Origin of the sequence: Streptomyces ochraceiscleroticus (genome assembly GCF_000720485.1) — a bacterium.
GTDB classification, from domain to species: Bacteria; Actinomycetota; Actinomycetes; order Streptomycetales; family Streptomycetaceae; genus Streptomyces; species Streptomyces ochraceiscleroticus.
Genome location: NZ_JOAX01000011.1, coordinates 141,714 through 161,225 on the forward strand (window position 1 = coordinate 141,714; position 19,512 = coordinate 161,225).

24 protein-coding genes are annotated in these 19,512 nt (G+C 72.0%); 16 read left to right on the top strand and 8 right to left on the bottom strand.

The window, feature by feature from the left end; translation table 11 throughout:
• Positions 1–7: 7 nt before the first annotated feature.
• The gene (locus IG84_RS41580; protein WP_169749880.1) at positions 8–181 is read right to left on the bottom strand and encodes a hypothetical protein; all 174 of its coding nucleotides are present in this window, start codon (positions 179–181) and stop codon (positions 8–10) included.
• Between the two features lie 289 nt (positions 182–470).
• Between IG84_RS41580 and IG84_RS0116210 the strand changes: the two genes are divergently transcribed.
• The 4 genes from IG84_RS0116210 (at position 471) to IG84_RS0116225 (ending at position 4,545) form a co-directional block, all read left to right on the top strand.
• Positions 471–1,820, top strand: coding sequence for an NYN domain-containing protein (locus IG84_RS0116210; protein ID WP_031056977.1), 1,350 nt, complete (start codon positions 471–473; stop codon positions 1,818–1,820).
• A gap of 64 nt (positions 1,821–1,884) precedes the next feature.
• Positions 1,885–2,910: an ABC transporter ATP-binding protein gene (locus IG84_RS0116215; protein ID WP_037800360.1), complete on the top strand. Its 1,026-nt coding sequence runs from the start codon at positions 1,885–1,887 to the stop codon at positions 2,908–2,910.
• A gap of 43 nt (positions 2,911–2,953) precedes the next feature.
• On the top strand, positions 2,954–3,772 hold the full coding sequence (locus tag IG84_RS0116220) for an ABC transporter permease (protein WP_382467355.1): 819 nt from the start codon (positions 2,954–2,956) through the stop codon (positions 3,770–3,772).
• A 77-nt stretch (positions 3,773–3,849) separates the two neighbouring features.
• Positions 3,850–4,545 carry a DUF2567 domain-containing protein gene (locus IG84_RS0116225; RefSeq protein WP_037800372.1) on the top strand — a complete coding sequence of 232 codons (696 nt, stop codon included), beginning with the start codon at positions 3,850–3,852 and terminating at the stop codon, positions 4,543–4,545.
• Between the two features lie 64 nt (positions 4,546–4,609).
• On the opposite strand, the gene IG84_RS43045 is transcribed toward IG84_RS0116225, so the two are convergent.
• From IG84_RS43045 to IG84_RS0116240, 4 genes are all read right to left on the bottom strand, one after another.
• Positions 4,610–4,684: a hypothetical protein gene (locus IG84_RS43045; RefSeq protein ID WP_465270438.1), complete on the bottom strand. Its 75-nt coding sequence runs from the start codon at positions 4,682–4,684 to the stop codon at positions 4,610–4,612.
• A 99-nt stretch (positions 4,685–4,783) separates the two neighbouring features.
• Positions 4,784–5,284 (bottom strand): Cys-tRNA(Pro) deacylase, encoded by a 501-nt coding sequence (ybaK, locus tag IG84_RS0116230; protein ID WP_031056989.1) that lies wholly within the window; start codon positions 5,282–5,284, stop codon positions 4,784–4,786.
• A 15-nt stretch (positions 5,285–5,299) separates the two neighbouring features.
• A complete protein-coding gene (locus IG84_RS0116235; protein ID WP_031056992.1) occupies positions 5,300–6,073 on the bottom strand; it encodes an LON peptidase substrate-binding domain-containing protein in 774 nt (257 codons plus the stop codon).
• Between the two features lie 76 nt (positions 6,074–6,149).
• On the bottom strand, positions 6,150–7,748 hold the full coding sequence (locus IG84_RS0116240; protein ID WP_031056996.1) for a hypothetical protein: 1,599 nt from the start codon (positions 7,746–7,748) through the stop codon (positions 6,150–6,152).
• A 215-nt stretch (positions 7,749–7,963) separates the two neighbouring features.
• Between IG84_RS0116240 and hisD the strand changes: the two genes are divergently transcribed.
• The 11 genes from hisD to nthA are packed head-to-tail and all read left to right on the top strand — an operon-like array spanning position 7,964 to position 14,938.
• Positions 7,964–9,289, top strand: coding sequence for a histidinol dehydrogenase (hisD, locus tag IG84_RS0116245; RefSeq protein WP_031056999.1), 1,326 nt, complete (start codon positions 7,964–7,966; stop codon positions 9,287–9,289).
• Positions 9,286–10,422, top strand: coding sequence for a histidinol-phosphate transaminase (locus IG84_RS0116250; protein ID WP_031057001.1), 1,137 nt, complete (start codon positions 9,286–9,288; stop codon positions 10,420–10,422). The genes hisD and IG84_RS0116250 overlap by 4 nt, the downstream gene beginning before the upstream one ends.
• Positions 10,419–11,021 (top strand): imidazoleglycerol-phosphate dehydratase HisB, encoded by a 603-nt coding sequence (hisB, locus tag IG84_RS0116255; protein ID WP_031057003.1) that lies wholly within the window; start codon positions 10,419–10,421, stop codon positions 11,019–11,021. Before IG84_RS0116250 ends, hisB begins: the two co-directional genes overlap by 4 nt.
• A complete protein-coding gene (locus IG84_RS41585; protein WP_031057006.1) occupies positions 11,018–11,182 on the top strand; it encodes a hypothetical protein in 165 nt (54 codons plus the stop codon). Before hisB ends, IG84_RS41585 begins: the two co-directional genes overlap by 4 nt.
• Positions 11,173–11,823 carry an imidazole glycerol phosphate synthase subunit HisH gene (hisH, locus tag IG84_RS0116265; RefSeq protein WP_037800373.1) on the top strand — a complete coding sequence of 217 codons (651 nt, stop codon included), beginning with the start codon at positions 11,173–11,175 and terminating at the stop codon, positions 11,821–11,823. The genes IG84_RS41585 and hisH overlap by 10 nt, the downstream gene beginning before the upstream one ends.
• A gap of 14 nt (positions 11,824–11,837) precedes the next feature.
• Positions 11,838–12,560 (top strand): bifunctional 1-(5-phosphoribosyl)-5-((5-phosphoribosylamino)methylideneamino)imidazole-4-carboxamide isomerase/phosphoribosylanthranilate isomerase PriA, encoded by a 723-nt coding sequence (gene priA, locus IG84_RS0116270; protein ID WP_031057011.1) that lies wholly within the window; start codon positions 11,838–11,840, stop codon positions 12,558–12,560.
• Positions 12,561–12,575: 15 nt separating this feature from the next.
• Positions 12,576–12,965 carry a Rid family hydrolase gene (locus IG84_RS0116275; RefSeq protein ID WP_031057013.1) on the top strand — a complete coding sequence of 130 codons (390 nt, stop codon included), beginning with the start codon at positions 12,576–12,578 and terminating at the stop codon, positions 12,963–12,965.
• 6 nt (positions 12,966–12,971) lie between these two features.
• Positions 12,972–13,742 carry an imidazole glycerol phosphate synthase subunit HisF gene (gene hisF, locus IG84_RS0116280; protein ID WP_031057015.1) on the top strand — a complete coding sequence of 257 codons (771 nt, stop codon included), beginning with the start codon at positions 12,972–12,974 and terminating at the stop codon, positions 13,740–13,742.
• A gap of 53 nt (positions 13,743–13,795) precedes the next feature.
• Positions 13,796–14,065, top strand: coding sequence for an SH3-like domain-containing protein (locus tag IG84_RS42620; protein ID WP_031057016.1), 270 nt, complete (start codon positions 13,796–13,798; stop codon positions 14,063–14,065).
• Positions 14,058–14,351 (top strand): SH3-like domain-containing protein, encoded by a 294-nt coding sequence (locus tag IG84_RS42625; RefSeq protein ID WP_031057018.1) that lies wholly within the window; start codon positions 14,058–14,060, stop codon positions 14,349–14,351. The genes IG84_RS42620 and IG84_RS42625 overlap by 8 nt, the downstream gene beginning before the upstream one ends.
• Positions 14,348–14,938, top strand: a complete 591-nt coding sequence (nthA, locus tag IG84_RS0116295; RefSeq protein ID WP_031057020.1) for a nitrile hydratase subunit alpha — start codon at positions 14,348–14,350, stop codon at positions 14,936–14,938. The genes IG84_RS42625 and nthA overlap by 4 nt, the downstream gene beginning before the upstream one ends.
• A gap of 60 nt (positions 14,939–14,998) precedes the next feature.
• Here nthA and IG84_RS0116300 read toward each other — a convergent pair whose 3' ends face one another.
• The 3 genes from IG84_RS0116300 to IG84_RS0116310 are packed head-to-tail and all read right to left on the bottom strand — an operon-like array spanning position 14,999 to position 18,391.
• Positions 14,999–15,739 carry a succinate dehydrogenase/fumarate reductase iron-sulfur subunit gene (locus IG84_RS0116300; protein WP_030256414.1) on the bottom strand — a complete coding sequence of 247 codons (741 nt, stop codon included), beginning with the start codon at positions 15,737–15,739 and terminating at the stop codon, positions 14,999–15,001.
• Entirely contained in the window at positions 15,736–17,682 is a 1,947-nt protein-coding gene (locus IG84_RS0116305) for a fumarate reductase/succinate dehydrogenase flavoprotein subunit (protein ID WP_031057024.1), read from the bottom strand. Before IG84_RS0116305 ends, IG84_RS0116300 begins: the two co-directional genes overlap by 4 nt.
• Position 17,683: 1 nt before the next feature.
• Positions 17,684–18,391, bottom strand: coding sequence for a succinate dehydrogenase (locus IG84_RS0116310; RefSeq protein WP_031057027.1), 708 nt, complete (start codon positions 18,389–18,391; stop codon positions 17,684–17,686).
• A gap of 94 nt (positions 18,392–18,485) precedes the next feature.
• Here IG84_RS0116310 and IG84_RS0116315 point away from each other — a divergent pair, with 94 nt between their 5' ends.
• On the top strand, positions 18,486–19,385 hold the full coding sequence (locus IG84_RS0116315) for a LysR family transcriptional regulator (RefSeq protein ID WP_031057032.1): 900 nt from the start codon (positions 18,486–18,488) through the stop codon (positions 19,383–19,385).
• Positions 19,386–19,512 lie beyond the last annotated feature (127 nt).

A 19,512-nucleotide genomic window follows, 5' to 3' on the forward strand; every position in this document is an offset into this window, starting at 1 on the left:
GCGCCGGTCAGTTGTGGCCGAAGCGGCGCTCGCGGTGCTTGCGGGCGACGTCGCCCGGTGTTGCCGTGGCGGCCGACCTGGCCTGTGCTTCCATCGCCGACTGCTGTGCCTGCTGCTGTCCGCGCTCCGCCTGCTCGGCGGCCTTCTGACTGCGGTCCCGGCTCTTCTTGTTCTTGGCCATGATCGTGCCTCCTGAGGGGGATCCTGGGATCGGGGCCGAAGCCAGAGTTACACGCCGGGTAAAGGAGTGCATTCCGGGCAATTCTCTTGGGTGAGGCGGAGTGTCGGCGGCAGGATCGCGCCGGCGGCGGCGTAAAGCGCCACGCCGATGATCGAGTTCCGGCAGATAACCCCCGCCCGGTCGGGCAGACTCGAGGAAAGCAGACTCGACGAAAGCCGAGGACACCTCAGCCGACAGGCCGAGCCGGGGGGCGACCGGACCGCAGGACCTTTAGGGAAGAGGGTGGAACGTGGACCGCTGCGTCGTCCTGGTGGACGCCGGGTATTTGCTGGGCGCCGCCGCGAGCCTGCTGGCCGGAGAGCCCGCCCGGTCCCGGATCACGGTTGATCACGCCGCCCTCATCCAGGGCCTGCGCGAGCGCGCCGAGGCCGATACCGAGCAGAAGCTGCTGCGCATCTACTGGTTCGACGGCGCCCCCGACCGGGTGCCGCAGCCCGAACACCGCAGGCTGCGGGTGATGCCCCGGGTCACGGTGCGGCTGGGCGCCCTGACCCGCAGCGACGGCCGCTGGGCACAGAAGGGCGTGGACGCGGCGATGCACGCCGAGCTCACCGAACTGGCCAGGAACCGCGCCTGCTCCGACATCGTTCTGGTCACCGGCGACGGCGACCTGCTGCCCGGCCTGATGTCGGCCAAGGAGCACGGCGTGGCCGTACACCTCTGGGCCGTCCAGGCTGCCGACGGGGACTACAACCAGTCCGAGGACCTGGTCGCCGAGGCCGACGAGCGCCGGGTGCTGGACCGCGCGTGGATCACCCGCGCGGTGCGCGCCAAGGACATCAGCGGCGTCTGCCCGCCCTCCTCCGTGCCGCGTACGGAAATCGGCGCGATCCTCTCGGCGCCGCTGCCGGAATCCGCGGTCGCCGCTGCCGCTGCCGCCTCGGCGGCCGCCCAGGACGGCGACCACCCGCACCACCACCACCACCACCGCGAACGCAACGGCACGGCCCGGCCCGCGCATGTCCCGCGCGCCGACGCGCACGACGGCGCGGCACCGGCCGGGCCCACCACGGCGGACGGCACCTGCACGGAGGACCGCGACGCCGAGGCGGGCGCCGCCGCGGCCGGCACCAAGGGCGTGCCCACCCCCAAGGACCTCGCGGGCCTCGGCAAGAACCACACGACACCGCCCGCGGGGACCCCCGTGCCCGCCGCCGCGACGCTCCGCTGGTCCTCCGACAAGGGCTGGGTGGAACGGGCCGGCGGGCCGGTCGGCGAGCCGCCGGAGACCGCCTCGCTGCCCACCCTCGCCCAGCTCACCAGCGCCGAACAACGCTGGGCCGACCGCGAGGAGGACATCACCGCGGTCGGCGGCGACCCCTTCGAGGTCGGCCAGGTCTTCGCCCGCCGCTGGACCGAACGCCTCAGCGACACCGCACACCTCCAGCAGCTCTCCACGGAGTACCCGCGCATCCCGCACCGCATCGACGGCGAGCTGCTGCGCTACGCCGCCCGGTTCGGGCTGCTCGCGCACAAGGACGACCAGATCGACGAGCACGACCGGTACGCCATCCGGGCCGGGTTCTGGCGCGAGGTGGACCTGCGCACGGCCGCCGAGCACGCGCCGGCGGCCGACTGACCGCGCCGCCCGCCGGCCGCCCCGCGGGCGGCGGGCCGACGGCGGGCGCGTACCCTCGTTCCTCGTGAGGACGGGCACAAAAGCGGGCACACAGCAGGCCGCGGACGGCGGGACCGTCGTGGCCGTGCGGGATCTGGTCAAGACGTATCCCGCGGTGCGCGGGCGCCGCGGCGCTGCCGACGTGCCCGCCGTACGCGCCAGCGACGGGATCGACCTGGACATCCGGGGCGGTGAGATCTTCGGCCTGCTGGGCCCCAACGGCGCCGGCAAGTCCACCCTGGTACGGCAGCTCACCGGGCTGCTGCGGCCGGACTCCGGCAGCGTCACCGTGCTCGGCCACGACATCGTGCGCCACCCCGAGCGGGCCGCCCGGCTGCTGGCCTACCTCGGCCAGGAGTCCACCGCGCTGGACGAGATGACCGTGGCGCTGGCCGTGGAGACCACCGGCCGGCTGCGCGGCCTGGAGACCCGCGCGGCGCGCGGCGAGCGGGACGCCGTCCTCGACGAACTGGGGCTCGCGAAGATCGCCGGCAGCCCGCTGAAGAAGCTGTCCGGGGGCCAGCGGCGGCTGGCCTGCTTCGCCACCGCCCTGGTGGGCGAGCGCCCGCTGCTGGTCCTGGACGAGCCGACGACCGGCATGGACCCTCTCGCGCGGCGCGCGGTGTGGTCGGCCGTGGACCGGCGGCGCGCCGAGCGCGGCGCCACCGTCCTGCTCGTCACCCACAACGTCCTTGAGGCGGAGACCGTACTGGACCGGGTCGCGGTGATCGACCGCGGCCGGGTCATCGCCTGCGACACGCCCGGCGGCCTGAAGGAAATGGTCGGCGAGGAAGTACGCGTCGAGCTGGTCTGGCGCGACCGCGCCCCGCTGGACGTGCCCGAGGTCGCCCGGCTCGGCGAGCACGCGCGCCAGAACGGGCGGCGCTGGACGCTGCGGCTGGCACCGGACGAGGCCCGGGCCGCGGTGGCCGCGGTCACCGGCGGGCCCGCCTTCGCGGCGCTGGACGATTTCACGCTCGCCACGCCCAGCCTGGAGGATGTCTATCTCGCCCTCGGCGGGCGGACTGAGGAAGGCTTGGTGAAGGCGTGAGAGCGGCCCGGCCGGAACGGAAGAGGAGCGGCGCGGCGTGAGTGTGGTTTCTGCGGAGGCGGTGACCGGCGGGCGGGCCGGTGCCGGGACCCCCGACGTCCCGGCGGCGGCAGAGCTGGCGCCGCGCGCGCGGCTGCGCCCGGCGCTGGCCGCCGTGTACCGCGCGCAGCTCTCCCGGGCCCGGGTCGCCCGCATCCCGCTGCTGTTCGTCGCCACCTTCCAGTCCGTCGGGATCATGGTCCTGATGCGCGGTGTCGCGGACGGGCCGGAGGAGGCGCGGGCCGTGGTGTCCGGGTCCAGCGTGCTCGTCGTGGCGTTCGTGGCGCTGAACCTGCTCGCGCAGTACTTCGGCCAACTGCGGGCCGGCGGCGGCCTGGACCACTACGCCACGCTGCCGGTGCCGCCGGCGGCCGTGGTGCTGGGCGCGGCGGCCGCATACGCCTCCTTCACCGTGCCGGGCGCGGTGGTCACCGCGGTGGCCGGCAGCGTCCTCTTCCAACTGCCGCTGACGAACCTCTGGGTACTCGTCGCGGTCATCCCGCTTTCCGGTGCGGCGCTTTCGGGTCTGGGCGCCGCGCTCGGGCTGCTCGCGCCCCGCCAGGAACTGGCCACGCTCCTCGGCCAGCTCGGCATGTCGGCGGCGCTGCTGCTCGGCGTCCTGCCGGCCGGCCGGCTGCCCGCGGTCATCGGCTACGCGCGCGACCTGCTGCCCTCCACGTACGGCGTGGAGGCGCTGGCACACAGCTTCGAGGCGCACCCCGACTGGCTGCTGATCTGCGCCGATCTGGGTGTCTGCGCCGGGGTCGGCGTGCTCTCGCTGGCCGTGGCGACGTGGGCGTACCGCCGGGCGGCCGTGCGGTGACCGAACAAGGCGGGCCGACCGGGCCGGAGAAGCGTCCTGCCGCCGGTGGCGCGGCCGGGACCTGGCACGATGGCGGGGTGAGTGCACCGCTGACCCCGCCCGACCGTCCGTCGAACCAGCAGCCGGGGGACACCCGCGCCCCGTGGGCCCGGCCTGCGACCGAGGAGGACTCCGTGCCGACGTCCCCACAGGAGTACGGCGGGCCCGGCGCCCGCCCCCTGGACGGGGACGACGGCCCCGGTCTCCGCAGCGAGCTGCGGGAAGCCGTGCTGATCGTGCTGGTCACGACGGTGTGCGGGGTGCTGCTCGGCGTGCTGTGGGCGTGGCTGGCGCCGCATGTGCCGCTGATCTCGGACGGCCGGGCCGTCTATCTGAAGAACGCCGAGGGCGAGGAGTCGGTCGGAGCCGACGGCACGTTCATGCTCCTCGGGCTGGCACTGGGCGTGCTGAGCGCGGCGGTGGTCTTCCTGTGGCGGCGGCGCGGCGGCGTGCCGCTGGTGGTGGCACTGGTGGTCGGCGGGCTGCTGGGTTCGGTGCTCGCCTGGCGGCTGGGGATGCTGCTGGGTCCGGAGCAGGACGTGGTGGCGCACGCCAAGGCGGTGGGCAAGGGCGTGGCCTTCGACGCGCCGCTGCGGCTGCAGGCCAAGGGCGCGCTGCTGGCCTGGCCGATCGGCGCCGCGCTGGCGCAACTGCTGCTGACGGGGATGTTCGGGCCGCGCGACCCCGAGCCGTTCGAGCCGGACTGGCACGCGCCGCAGCCGCCGAGGGACTGACGCCCCAGGAGTGCTGAGGGACTGACGTCCCGGGGGCCGCGGCGCGCGGTCGCGGGGTGCGGGGCTACGCCGGCCGGCGGCCGTGGTTGGCGCGGCCCTTCTTGATGCGCCACTTGCGCTTGCGGGTCTTCTTCGACATGGGACCTCCTCGGTCGGGGTCCCTACGGGTACTAGTCGCGGTGGCGGGCGCCGTAAAGGGTGCGCGTCGGCCGTACGAGTACGGCTCGGCGCCGGTGCCTCAGGCCCGGCCGATCGGCGCGAAGACCGCCTCGGTGAGCCTCGCCAGGTCCTTGGGGGACAGCTCGACCTCCAGGCCGCGGCGGCCCGCCGAGACGCAGAGGGTGGTCAGGGCCTCCGCAGAGGAGTCCAGTACGGTGCGGAGCTTCTTGCGCTGGCCGAGGGGCGAGATGCCGCCGCGTACGTAGCCCGTGGTGCGCTCGGCGAGCGCGGGGTCGGCCATGGTGGCGCGCTTGCCGCCGACCGCGGCCGCGAGGGCCTTGAGGTCCAGCGAGCCGGAGACGGGCACGACGGCCACCGTCAGCGTGCCGTCCACGTCCGCCAGCAGCGTCTTGAAGACCTGGTCGGGGGAGACGCCGAGGGCCTGGGCCGCCTCCTCGCCGTACGAGGCGGTGGCGGGGTCGTGCTCGTAGGCGTGCGTGGTGAAGGAGACGCCCGCCTGAGTCAGGGCGACCGTCGCGGGGGTGCCGCCCTGCTTGCCGTTCTTGGACTTCTTCGCCACCGTCTCGGCCTCGTGTCAGTTCGGGCTGGTCGGCTGCCGGGTGAGGTCCACGGCCGGCAGCGACGGGAGCTTACCGATCACGGCGGTCTCCTGGCGCAGCATTTTCAGCTCCTGGGCGAGACGGGACGCGACGTCCGCGGCCTCCAGGAGCTGCTGCTTGCGCGGTACGTCCAGGACGGTCGCGGCGGCCACCAGGTAGGACAGGACGGCCGGGTCGTCGGGGAGCTCCTGGGAGCTGGTCACCGTGCGCTCGTTCGCCCAGGCCAGCTTCTTCTGGTACGTGCGGAACGCCCGTTCCACGCCGACGGCGAGGGCGCCCGCGCCCTCCCCTTCTTCCTCCTCCAGCGGCTCGATCTCGCCGGTGAGGTAGGGCCCGGAGGTGTCGACGGAGAGCAGCCGGAAGCGGGTGGTGCCGGTGGTCAGCACCTCGTAGGAGGTGTTCTCGTCGCTGCCCTCCGGTGCCGGGCCCGCGGTGGCGCCCTTCTCCTGGATGGTGGCCGCGTCCGCGACGCAGCCGATGGGGTGAAAGGCGCGGATCGGGTCGTCGCCGAAGCCGGCCGCCGCGCCCTTGTCGGGGAGCGCGGTGCTGTCGGGCATCCCGGGGGCGGTGGCGGCGACCTCGCGGCCGTCGCGGATCGCGACGACTCCGAAGCGGCGCTCGTCCTCCGGGAGGTCGAGCAGGTCCCGCATCAGAGCTCGGTACCGCGCTTCGAAAATGTTCAGCGGAAGCACGAGGCCCGGGAACAGCACCGTGTTCAGCGGGAAGAGCGGTAGGCGCACGGAGGTCACAGCCCGTAAGCCTAAATGGTCGGCGGCGCCCCCGGAGGGGCCGGGCGTCACAGGAGTGTTTCCCGGCCCCAGCGGTCTACTGGCGGCGCAGCAGCCGGGAGGCACCGGCGGCGACCGTGGTGGCCAGCACCCAGCCCGCCAGGATCATGATCGCGGCGGCCCACTGGGAGCCGCCCTCGGGGCGCCAGTAACTGTCCTGGTTCAGGTCGATGACCGGCAGCAGCAGGTCGAGGGAGTACAGGTAGGGGTTCCAGAGCGGGGTCTCGCCGGGCTTGAGGGCGTGCGGCGGGTTCTGCGAGAAGAAGACCGTGCCCACCGCCCACAGGACGGCCATCCAGACGGCGGCGCGGCCCGGGCGGTATCCGTAGGCCACCGTCCAGTCCTGGAGGAAGCCCCAGGACTTCGCGGCGAGCGGCAGGGTTTCGCGGCGTCTGCGCTGCTTGGCGAGGAGGACCTCGCGTGCGTCGGAGTCCTCGCCGCTGCGGCGGAGCGCCGCGGCGAGCATCTCGTACGGCTCGGGCGCGTACTCGGGCGTGGCGGCCGCCACCCACTGCAGGCGCAGGGAGAGCGGGAAGTGGCCGCGGGGGATCAGCGTCTCGTAGGCGAAACCGGCCATCCACAGGCCGCCCAGACCGGGCCAGCTCGTCGATTTGTCGACGAGGTTCACGACCCGGGCGCCGGAGAGGATGACCCGGCCGCGCTGCGGGCGCTCGCCCAGGAAGCGCAGCTCGGGCGTCTGGATGCGGCGCATGGACAGTTCCTGGTCGGACTCCAGGATGAAGCGCGCCTGGTCCAGGTCGACGGCGTCCCCGAAGCGCCCGTCGTCCAGCCGCATGCCGCCTTCGCACTCGAAGCGCTGCATACGGGTGCCGCGCGCCGGGGTCGTGGTGATGCCGTACGGGGGCGTGGCGGAGCTGGAGACCGAGCCGGAGAGGCCGGCGGCGGTGAGGTAGAGCGTGCGCTCCACGGTGAGCTGCGGGGCGTTCAGGGCCCGGCGGCCGTAGGGATTGCTCAGCCGGCTGCCGCGCAGGCTCAGTGACACGCCGATGGTGGCGCCGCGCAGCGTCAGCTCGCCGTACGACTCCATCATCTCGGCCTGGAGGTCCTGGGCCACGGTCAGGCCGTCGGCGGTGAGGGACCGGCCACGCCGGTCCTTGTGCACCACGACCTGGTTGAGCATGAGGTCCGTGCCGATGTGCGCGTCGGTGAGCCGGATGCCGCGCTGGACGATGCAGCGCGGCAGGTGCAGGTCACCCTCGGTGTGCAGGCGGGCGGCCTCCAGCCGGGGGATGGCGCAGTTGACCATCCGCAGCGTCGTGAAGCGGCTCTCGGGGAGGACGATCTCCCTCTCGAAGCGGCAGTCGCGCAGCTCCACAAATGGCTCGATTGTGCCGCCCGCGACGTCGAGGGAGTCGGTGATGTACGCGCCGGTGAGCTTCAGCGCGGAGACCCGGCCGGGCTGGGCCGGCGGGCCGTTCAGCAGGAGGAGCGCGATGACCCGGGCGCGCACGGTGCGCTCGGGGCCCCACTCGTGGCGGGCGTGCGGATCGTTGCGCGCCGGGTCGTCGGTGCGCAGATCGCAGGTGCTGCCGTTGCGGAACGCCTGCCACAGGCTCCATTCCGCCGAGGTCAGATCCAGCTCCGGCGGCGCGTCGCCGTCGGTGGAGTCACTCACCGCGGCCTCCCCCTCTCGTTCCCGGCCGCGCCGTCCGGGCGCCGCCGTCTCTCCATGCGTACCGGGCGTCCCACGCGTACCGCTGCGGCCCCCTCGGCACCCCATTCCCGCTGAGTGACCGCGTGAACGCCAGTGGTCTGAATCACCCCGGGCACTACGTATCACCGATTGATACGGGCGACGGACACCGGCAGCACGTCTGAGACACTGGAGGGGTGATCTCCCGAATCGATCTGCGCGGTGACGCCCTCCCCGAGGGCGGCGCCCTGCGCGACCTGCTGCCCCGTGCCGAGTTCGACGTGGAAGCCGCCCTGGAGAAGGTGCGGCCCATCTGCGAGGACGTGCGCCATCGTGGCACGGCTGCGCTGATCGAGTACGCCCATCGGTTCGACCGGGTCGAGATCGAGCGGGTGCGAGTGCCCGCCGAGGCACTGCGGACCGCGCTGGCGGAGCTGGACCCGGCGGTCCGGGCCGCCCTGGAGGAGTCCATCAAGCGGGCCCGCACGGTCCACCGTGAGCAGCGGCGTACGGATGTGACGACGAAGGTCGTGCCGGGCGGCACGGTCACCGAACGGTGGGTGCCGGTCGAACGGGTCGGGTTGTATGTGCCCGGTGGCCGCTCGGTCTACCCCTCGTCCGTGGTGATGAACGTGGTGCCCGCGCAGGAGGCCGGCGTCGAGTCGCTGGCCGTCGCCTCGCCGCCGCAGGCCGACTTCGGCGGCCTGCCGCACCCCACGATCCTGGCCACCTGCGCCCTGCTGGGCGTGGACGAGGTCTACGCGGCCGGTGGCGCCCAGGCCGTCGCGATGTTCGCGTACGGCACCGAGGACTGCCTGCCGGTGAACCTCGTCACGGGCCCCGGCAACATCTACGTCGCCGCCGCGAAGCGCTTTCTCAAGGGCCGCATCGGCATCGACTCCGAGGCCGGCCCCACCGAGATCGCGATCCTCGCGGACGACACCGCCGACCCGGCGCACGTCGCGGCCGACCTGATCAGCCAGGCCGAGCACGACCCGATGGCCGCCGCCGTCCTGGTCACCGCCTCGGAGGAGCTGGCCGAGCGGGTCGAGAAGGAGCTGGAGCCGCAGGTCCGCGCGACCCGGCACATCGAGGACCGGATCATCCCGGCGCTGGCCGGCCGGCAGTCCGCGATCGTGCTGGTCGACGGCCTGGACGAGGGCCTGAAGGTCGTGGACGCCTACGGCGCCGAGCACCTGGAGATCCAGACCGCCGACGCCTCGGCCGTGGCCGCGCGGGTCCGCAACGCCGGCGCGATCTTCGTCGGCCCGTACGCGCCCGTCTCGCTCGGCGACTACTGCGCGGGCTCGAACCACGTGCTGCCCACCGGCGGCTGCGCGTGCCACTCCTCGGGGCTCTCCGTGCAGTCCTTCCTGCGCGGCATCCATGTCGTGGACTACACCCGCGACGCACTGGCCGAGGTCGCCCACCACGTGGTGACCCTCGCCGAGGCCGAGGACCTCCCGGCACACGGCGCGGCCATCAAGGCAAGGTTCGACTGGAAGGTCCCGCAGGGCAAGTGACCAGGAATCCCTCTTCGTCCCCTTGGGACGAGCTCCCCATCCGGGACGAGCTGCGCGGCAAGTCCCCGTACGGCGCCCCTCAGCTGGACGTGCCCGTACGCCTGAACACCAACGAGAACCCGTACCCGCTGCCCGAGCCGCTCGTGCAGCGGATCGCCGAGCGGGTCACCGAGGCGGCGCGCGACCTGAACCGCTACCCGGACCGGGACGCGGTCGAGCTGCGCACGGAGCTGGCCCGGTACCTCTCCCGCACCGGCGGCCACGAGGTCACCAAGGACCAGGTCTGGGCCGCCAACGGCTCCAACGAGGTCATCCAGCAGCTTCTGCAGACCTTCGGCGGCCCCGGTCGCAGCGCCATCGGCTTCGAGCCGTCGTACTCGATGCACGGCCTGATTTCGCGCGGCACGGGCACGGAGTGGATCTCAGGGCCGCGCAACGACGACTTCACCATCGACGTCGAGGCCGCCAAGAAGGCCATCGCCGAGCGCAAGCCGGACGTGGTCTTCATCTGCTCGCCGAACAACCCGACCGGCACCGCCGTGGCAGCGGAAACGGTTCTGGCGCTCTACGAGGCCGCGCAGGCCGCCAAGGCGGACACTGCCGGGGCGCTCGTCGTGATCGACGAGGCGTACGGCGAGTTCAGCCACCGCTCCTCGTTGCTCCCGCTGATCGAGGGCCGGCGGAACCTGGTCGTCTCCCGGACGATGTCCAAGGCGTTCGGCGCGGCCGGGCTGCGCCTCGGTTACCTCGCCGCGGACTCGGCCGTGGTCGACGCCGTACAGCTCGTACGCCTGCCGTACCACCTCTCCTCGGTCACCCAGGCCACCGCGCTGGCGGCCCTGGAGCACACCGATACGCTGCTGAAGTACGTCGAGCAGCTCAAGACCGAACGGGACCGCATCGTCGACGAGCTGCGCGCGATCGGCTGCGAGGTCGTCGACTCCGACGCCAACTTCGTCCAGTTCGGCCGGTTCGACGACCAGCACGCCGCCTGGCAGGCCATCCTCGACCAGGGCGTCCTGGTCCGTGACAACGGAGTGCCGGGCTGGCTGCGGGTAACCGCCGGCACCCCGGCCGAGAACGACGCGTTCCTCGATGCGGTGCGCGCGATCATGAAGGAGACAGACGCATGACTCGCGAGGGTCGCATTGGAAGGATCGAGCGCAAGACCAAGGAGACCTCGGTCCTCGTCGAGATCGACCTCGACGGCACCGGACAGGTCGACGTCTCGACCGGCGTGGGTTTCTACGACCACATGCTCGACCAGCTCGGCCGGCACGGTCTGTTCGACCTCACCGTGAAGACCGACGGCGACCTGCACATCGACACCCACCACACCATCGAGGACACCGCCCTCGCGCTGGGCGCCGCCTTCAAGCAGGCCCTCGGCGACAAGGTGGGCATCTACCGCTTCGGCAACTGCACGGTCCCGCTGGACGAGTCGCTCGCCCAGGTCACCGTCGACCTCTCGGGCCGCCCGTACCTGATCCACACCGAGCCCGAGAACATCGCGCCGATGATCGGCACGTACGACACGACGATGACCCGGCACATCCTGGAGTCCTTCGTCGCGCAGGCCCAGATCGCGCTGCACGTCCACGTGCCGTACGGGCGCAACGCCCACCACATCGTCGAGTGCCAGTTCAAGGCGCTGGCCCGGGCGCTGCGGTACGCCTCCGAGCGGGACCCGCGCGCGGCCGGCATCCTGCCCTCCACGAAGGGCGCGCTGTGAACGGTCTCTCGACGGTCTTCATCCTCGTGGGCCTCTTCCTGCTCGGCGGAGTCTTCTCCTTCTGGAAGCAGCAGATGTCCAAGAGCCTGATCGCGGTGCTGGCCATCGGCTCGGTGCTGTGTCTCGTCGCGGGCATCGTCCGGCTGGAGGTCTGGAATTGAGCACGCCCCGTAAGAAAGTGGTCGTCTTCGACTACGGCTTCGGCAACATCCGGTCCGCCGAGCGGGCGCTGGCCCACGTCGGCGCCGACGTCGAGGTCACCCGCGACTACGACACCGCCATGAACGCCGAGGGCCTGCTGGTGCCCGGCGTCGGCGCCTTCGCGTCCTGCATGAAGGGCCTGCGCGAGGCCCGCGGCGACTGGGTCGTGGGCCGCCGCCTCGCCGGCGGACGCCCGGTCATGGGCATCTGCGTCGGCATGCAGATCCTCTTCGGCCGCGGCATCGAGCACGACGTGGAGACCGAGGGTCTGGACGAGTGGCCCGGCACGGTCGGCCCGCTCAAGGCCGACATCGTGCCGCACATGGGCTGGAACACCGTCGAGGCGCCGCAGGACTCGCGGCTCTTCGCCGGCCTGGACGCCGACGAGCGCTACTACTTCGTGCACTCCTACGCGGTGCACCAGTGGGAGCTGGAGGTCAGCAACCCCGCCATGCGCGCGCCGCAGGTCACCTGGGCCACGCACGGCGAGCCCTTCGTGGCCGCCGTGGAGAACGGGCCGCTGTGGGCCACCCAGTTCCACCCCGAGAAGTCCGGCGACGCCGGCGCCCAGCTCCTGAGCAATTGGATCGACACGCTGTGAACGCGGAGAACGCTGTGAACAAGCTTGAACTGCTGCCCGCCGTCGACGTCCGCGACGGCCAGGCCGTCCGCCTCGTACACGGCGAGTCCGGCTCCGAGACCTCCTACGGCGACCCGTTGCAGGCCGCCCTGGCCTGGCAGCAGTCGGGCGCCGAGTGGCTGCACCTGGTCGACCTGGACGCCGCCTTCGGCACCGGCGACAACCGCGCGCAGATCGCCGAGGTCGCCCGCTCCATGGACATCAAGGTCGAGCTGTCCGGCGGCATCCGCGACGACGACTCGCTGGCCGCGGCGCTCGCCACCGGCTGCACGCGCGTCAACATCGGCACCGCGGCCCTGGAGAACCCCGAGTGGGTCGCCAAGATCATCGCCGAGCACGGCGACAAGATCGCGGTGGGCCTGGACGTGCGCGGCACGACGCTGCGCGGCCGCGGCTGGACCCGCGACGGCGGCGACCTGTACGAGACGCTGGCCCGGCTGGACTCCGAGGGCTGCGCCCGGTACGTCGTCACCGACATCAACAAGGACGGCACGCTGCAGGGCCCCAACCTGGAGCTGCTGAAGAACGTCTGCGCCGCGACCGACCGGCCCGTCGTCGCCTCCGGCGGCGTCTCCTCCCTCGACGACCTGCGCGCCATCGCGACGCTGGTCCCCGAAGGCGTGGAGGGCGCGATCGTCGGGAAGGCCCTGTACGCCAAGGCGTTCACCCTCGAAGAGGCCCTGGAGGCCACCCGCTAGCAGGGAGATGGACCGATGACCGACGTACGGCGCGTGCCTGGTGAAGGACCCTGGGAAGAGGCGTTCGGAGCGGCGCGCGCCGTCGCGGCCGGTGACCGTGTCCATGTCGCCGGCACGACGCCGTTCGACGGCACGGTGCTGTACGGCGAGGGCGATCCGTACGAGCAGACCCGGGTCGCCTTCACCAGGGCGCTCGACGCCCTCACGGAGTTCGGCCTGGACGCGAACGCGGTCGTCCGCACCCGCGTCTACCTCACCCACACCCGCGACATCGACGAGGCGGCCCGCGCCCACCAGGAGCTCTTCGGCGCGGTCCGCCCCGCCACGACCGTCGTCGTGGTCTCGGGCTTCGTCGACCCCCGCATCCTGATCCAAGTAGAACTAGAAGCTTTCAGAGAGGTCTGAACAGACATGACCCTGGCGGTCCGAGTCATCCCCTGCCTGGACGTCGACAACGGCCGGGTCGTCAAGGGCGTCAACTTCCAGAACCTCCGCGACGCCGGTGACCCCGTCGAGATGGCCAAGATCTACGGTGAGGAGGGCGCCGACGAGCTGACCTTCCTCGACATCACCGCCTCCTCCGGCAACCGCGAGACCACCTACGACGTGGTCCGCCGCACCGCCGAGCAGGTCTTCATCCCGCTCACCGTCGGCGGCGGCGTCCGCACCCCCGAGGACGTCGACAAGCTGCTGCGCGCGGGCGCCGACAAGGTCGGCGTCAACACCGCGGCGATCGCCCGCCCCGAGCTGATCCGGGAGATCGCCGAACGCTTCGGCCGTCAGGTCCTGGTCCTCTCCGTCGATGCCCGCCGCACGCCCGAGGGCACCAGCACCCCCTCCGGTTTCGAGGTCACCACCCACGGCGGCCGCCGCGGCACCGGCATCGACGCCGTCGAGTGGGCGCACCGCGCCGCCGAGCTCGGCGCCGGCGAGATCCTGCTGAACTCCATGGACGCCGACGGCACCAAGGACGGCTACGACACCGAGATGATCGCCGCCGTCCGCAAGCACGTCACCATCCCGGTCATCGCCTCCGGCGGCGCCGGCAAGCTCACCGACTTCCCGCCGGCCATCGACGCCGGCGCCGACGCCGTCCTCGCCGCCTCCGTCTTCCACTTCGGCGACCTGCGCATCGGCGAGGTCAAGAACACCCTCCGCGAAACGGGTCACCCGGTCCGCTGACACGGCCGGTACATCTCCTGGTCGGAGACCCGCCACCGCCGTAGGCTCGGCCCATGAGCCGAGTCAACGACGTGGGCGGGCAGACCGGGTTCGGCGCGCTGCGGATCGAGGCGGGGGAGCCGCCGTTCCACGCGGACTGGGAGGCGCGGGTGTACGCGCTGAACATGGCGCTGGTGCGCGGCGGGGTCTACACGCTGGACGAGTTCCGGGACGCCGTGGAACGGATGGCGCCCGCCGAGTATCTGGCGGCTTCGTACTACGAGCGGTGGCTGCACGCCATCGAGACGCTGGTCGCCGAGCGGAAGGTGCTCGGCGATGCCTGAGCCGGCGGCCTTCGCGGCCGGACAGCGGGTGCGGGTACGGGCCGCCGACCCGGACGGGCACACGCGGGCACCGCGGTACGTACGCGGGCACACCGGCCGGGTCGTGGAGTCGCAGGGCCGCTGGCCGCTGGCCGACGACCGGGCCACGGGCGCCGCGGAGCCACGCGTGGAGACCGTCTACACCGTCGCCTTCCCGGCCCGGGAGCTGTGGGGCGAGGGCACGCACGAGGTCACGGTGGACCTCTGGGAGTCGTACCTGGAACAGGCAGCGGAGGAGCGGGCGTGAGCGGGGAACATGCGAGCAGCACGGTGGCGGTGCGGGTGCGCCGCCTGGAGGAGCGGCTGGTGGCGGCCGGGGTGGTCGGCGACGACCAGCTCGACGCGATCCTGACCAAGCTGCTGAACGGCGCGTCTCCGGTCAACGGCGCGCGGGTGACGGCCCGCGCCTGGACGGACCCGGGCTTCAAGGAGCGGCTGCTGGCGGACGCCAATACGGCGCTGCCCGAGCTCGGCCTGTCGATGACCGGCGGCATCCAGGAACAGCGCCTCAAGGTCGTCGAGAACACGACGGAGGTGCACAACGTCCTCGTCTGCACCCTGTGTTCGTGCTATCCGATCGGGCTGCTGGGGCCGTCCCCGTCCTGGTACAAGAGCGAGGCGTACCGGTCGCGGGTGGTGCGCGATCCGCGGTCCGTCCTGGCGGAGTTCGGGCTCGAACTGCCCGACGACGTCACGGTCACCGTCTGGGACTCCAGCGCGGAGAGCCGCTACATGGTGCTGCCGCGGCGGCCCGATGGCACGGACGGGCTGGGCGAGGAAGAACTCGCCCGCCTCGTGACACGGGAGGGTCTCATCGGGACCGCCGCGGTCTGAAAGGCGCCGCGGCTGCGGAGCGTCGGTTGCCGCCGCGGCGCCGGTCAGTGGGGTTTGGGCTCACGCCTTACGGGCCGCCCGGACGAACTCACGGTTCATCTTCGTGATGCTGAACAGCGGGATGCCCTTGGGGCAGGCCGTCGCGCACTCGCCGGTGTTCGTGCAGCCGCCGAAGCCCTCGTCGTCCATCTGCCCGACCATGTCCAGGACCCGGGACTCGCGCTCCGGGGCGCCCTGCGGCAGGGAGTTGAGGTGGACGACCTTGGCGGAGGTGAAGAGCATCGCCGAGCCGTTGGGGCAGGCCGCGACGCACGCGCCGCAGCCGATGCACTCCGCGTGCTCGAAGGCGGTGTCGGCGGCCGGCTTCGGCACCGGCGTGGCGTGCGCCTCGGGGGCGCTGCCCGTCGGAGCCGTGATGTAGCCGCCGGACCCGATGATCCGGTCGAAGGCCGTACGGTCCACGACCAGGTCCTTGACCACGGGGAACGCCGAGGCGCGCCACGGCTCGATGTCGATCGTGTCGCCGTCGTCGAAGTGCCGCATGTGGAGCTGACAGGTGGTGGTCCGCTCCGGCCCGTGTGCCTCACCATTGATGACCATGCCGCAGGCCCCGCAGATCCCCTCGCGGCAGTCGTGGTCGAAGGCGACCGGCTCCTCACCGCGCAGAATCAGCTCTTCATTGAGGGTGTCGAGCATTTCGAGAAAGGACATCTCGGGCGAGATGTCCCGCACGTCGTACTCGGTCATACGACCCGCGGAATCGGGGCCGGACTGGCGCCAGATGCGCAGGGTGAGGTTCACGCGTAACTCCGCTGAGTGGGGTGGACGTACTCGAAGTCGAGCTGCTCCTTGTGCAGCACGGGCGCCTCGCCGGTACCGGTGAACTCCCAGGCCGCCGCGTAGGAGAATTCCTCGTCGCGGCGTTCGGCCTCGCCGCCTTCGGTCTGGCTTTCCTCGCGGAAGTGGCCGCCGCAGGACTCGGAGCGGTGCAGGGCGTCCAGGCACATCAGCTCGGCGAGTTCGAAGTAGTCGGCGATGCGGTTGGCCTTTTCCAGGGACTGGTTGAGGTCCTGGCCCGAGCCCGGGACCTTGATGCGGCGCCAGAACTCCTCGCGGAGTTCGGGGATGCGGTCCAGGGCCTTGCGCAGACCGGTCTCCGTGCGGGCCATGCCGCACTCCTCCCACAGCAGCTCGCCCAGTTCCCGGTGGAAGGAGTCCGGGGTGCGGTCGCCGTTGTTGGAGAGGAGGCGGTAGAGGCGGTCGGTGACCGAGGTGACGGCCTCGATGACGGCCGGGTGGTCGTCGGGTACCTCGTCGTGGGGATGCCGGGCGAGGTAGTCGTTGATGGTGGCGGGGAGGACGAAGTAGCCGTCGGACAGGCCCTGCATGAGGGCGGAGGCGCCGAGGCGGTTCGCGCCGTGGTCGGAGAAGTTGGCCTCGCCGATGGCGAAGAGCCCGGGCACGGTGGTCTGCAGGTCGTAGTCGACCCAGAGGCCGCCCATCGTGTAGTGGATGGCCGGATAGATGCGCATCGGCGTCGTGTACGGGTCCTCCGCCGTGATGCGCGCGTACATGTCGAAGAGGTTGCCGTACTTCTCCTCGACCGCCTTGCGGCCCATCCGGGCGATGGCGTCCGCGAAGTCCAGGTAGACGCCCTGGCCGCCGGGGCCGACGCCGCGGCCCTCGTCGCAGACGTTCTTCGCTGCGCGGGAGGCGATGTCGCGGGGGACGAGGTTGCCGAAGGCCGGGTAGATGCGCTCCAGGTAGTAGTCGCGCTCGTCCTCGGGGATCTCGGCCGGCGGGCGGGTGTCGCCCTTGGCCTTGGGCACCCAGATGCGGCCGTCGTTGCGCAGCGACTCGCTCATCAGCGTCAGCTTGGACTGGTGGTCGCCGGAGCGCGGGATGCAGGTGGGGTGGATCTGGGTGAAGCAGGGGTTGGCGAAGTACGCGCCGCGCCGGTGGGCCCGCCAGATCGCGGTGGCGTTGGAGTTCTTGGCGTTGGTGGAGAGGTAGAAGACGTTGCCGTAGCCGCCGCTCGCCAGCACCACCGCGTCCGCGAAGTAGGTGTCGATGCGGCCGGTGAGCAGGTCGCGGGCGACGATGCCGCGGGCCCGTCCGTCGACGACGATCAGGTCGAGCATCTCGGTGCGCGGGTGCATCTCGACCGTGCCGGCCGCGATCTGCCGGGACAGCGCCTGGTACGCGCCGAGGAGGAGCTGTTGGCCCGTCTGGCCGCGGGCGTAGAAGGTGCGGGAGACCTGGACGCCGCCGAAGGAGCGGGTGTCGAGCAGGCCGCCGTACTCGCGGGCGAAGGGCACGCCCTGGGCCACGCACTGGTCGATGATCTCGACCGAGACCTGGGCCAGGCGGTGCACGTTGGACTCGCGGGCGCGGAAGTCGCCGCCCTTGACGGTGTCGTAGAAGAGGCGGTGGACGGAGTCGCCGTCGTTGCGGTAGTTCTTCGCCGCGTTGATGCCGCCCTGGGCGGCGATGGAGTGGGCGCGGCGCGGCGAGTCCTGGTAGCAGAACTGGACGACGTGGTAGCCCTGTTCGGCCAGGGTGGCGCCGGCCGCGCCGCCGGCCAGCCCGGTGCCGACGACGATGACGGTGTGCTTGCGCCGGTTGGCGGGGTTGACCAGCTTCGCCTCGAAGCGGCGGCGGTCCCAGCGCTCGTTGATCGGGCCGTCCGGGGCCTTGGTGTCGGCGACGGGCTCGCCGGTCCGGTACTCGCTGTAGGTGCTCATGTCAGCTCACAACTCCGGTCATCACGGAGACGGGGACGGCGATGAAGCCGAGGGTGAGGACCAGGGCCAGGAGGTTGGCGATGGCCTTGAGGGTGCGGTCGCGCCCCGGACGGTTGGCGCCCAGCGTCTGGGCGGCGCTCCAGAAGCCGTGCCGGATGTGCAGGCCGAGCGCGAGCATCGCGACGATGTAGATGACGTTGCCGTACCAGGTGGAGAAGGTGGCGACGACATTGGCGTACGGGTGTCCGGCCGCGGCGTGCGGGTTCACCGTCAGGGTCGTCAGGTCCAGGATGTGCCAGACGATGAAGAGGCCGAGGATGACGCCGCCCCAGCGCATGGTGCGGGTGGCGTAGCTGGCCCGCTTCTTCTTGTGCGCATACTTCTGCGGACGTGCGGCGATGTCGCGGCGGCTGAGCTGGTACGCGGCGACCGCGTGCACGACGACCGCGGCGAGCAGCACGACGCGGGCGATCCACAGGAACCACTCGTGGTGCAGGAAGGGCTCGCCGATGGTGCGCAGCCAGTGGGCGTAACCGTCGAACTCGGCGGCTCCGAAGAAGATCTTGAGGTTGCCCAGCATGTGGGCGACCAAGTACAGCAGCATCACGATGCCGCTGACGGCCATCGCCGTCTTCTTGCCGACGGTCGAGTGCCACAGGATGCCCGCGTAGGAGGACGGCCGTCGGTCCGTCCGGGTGTCCACTGCCATGGGCACGACGGTAGGGACGCGATAAGCCATCAGTCCAAGACATGGTGGAGCTCAACTCCATAGACGTTGGCTATCGAGCCACTATTCTGGCCGCATGCAGCTCCAGCAGCTCCGCTATTTCGCGGCCGTCGCCGACACCCGGCACTTCACCCGCGCGGCCGAGCAGGAACACGTCGCGCAGCCCTCGCTCTCCCAGCAGATCCGGTCCCTGGAGCGGGAGCTGGGCGCCGAGCTGTTCCACCGGGCGCGCGGCCACATCATGCTCACCGACGCGGGGGAGACGCTGCTGCCGTTCGCGCGCCGCATCCTCGCCGACGCCGACACCGCGCGGCGCGAGGTCCAGGAGGTCGCCGGGCTGCGCCGCGGCCGGCTGCGGCTCGGCGCCCCGCCCAGCCTGTGCGCCTCCGTCGTGCCCGACGTGCTCCGCGCCTTCCACGACCGCTATCCGGGCGTCGATCTTCAGGTGCACGAGAGCGGCTCGCAGGACCTGGTGCGCGTACTGGCCGCGGGCGAGCTGGACCTCGCCCTCGTCATCACCCCGCTGCCGGTGCAGGCGCCTGCGCTGACCACCGCCGAGCTGCTGCGCGAGGAGCTGGTGTTGGTCTCGGCGCCGGATGCGCCGCCGCCCGTACGCCGCAAGTACCTCCGCGTGGACGATCTGCGCGACCATCCGCTGGTGATGTTCCGGCGCGGCTACGACCTGCGGGAATTCACCGTGGCCGCGTGCCGCGCGGCCGGCTTCGAGCCGGTCTTCACCGTCGAGGGCGGCGAGATGGACGCGGTGCTCGGCTTCGTACGGGCGGGGCTCGGCAGCGCCGTCGTGCCGATCATGGTCGCCGAGCGGGCCGGGCTGCGCAGCACCCCGTTCGCCGCGCCGGGCCTGCACCGCAACATCTCCGTCGCGCACCGCGCGGACGTCTCGCCGCCCCGCGCGGCCCGCGAGCTGCAGCGGATCCTCGTACGCCACCTCACGCCCGGGGCCGCGGACGGCTAGACCCGCCCCGGCGGCCACGGCAGCACGGGGGCGGTTTCCGGCCAGTACGACGTGATATTGCCGTACGGCCGAAGAGGCGGCCCTGCCTGGTGGCGGGAGTCCGTGCGCCGCGCGGGGAATATCCGCG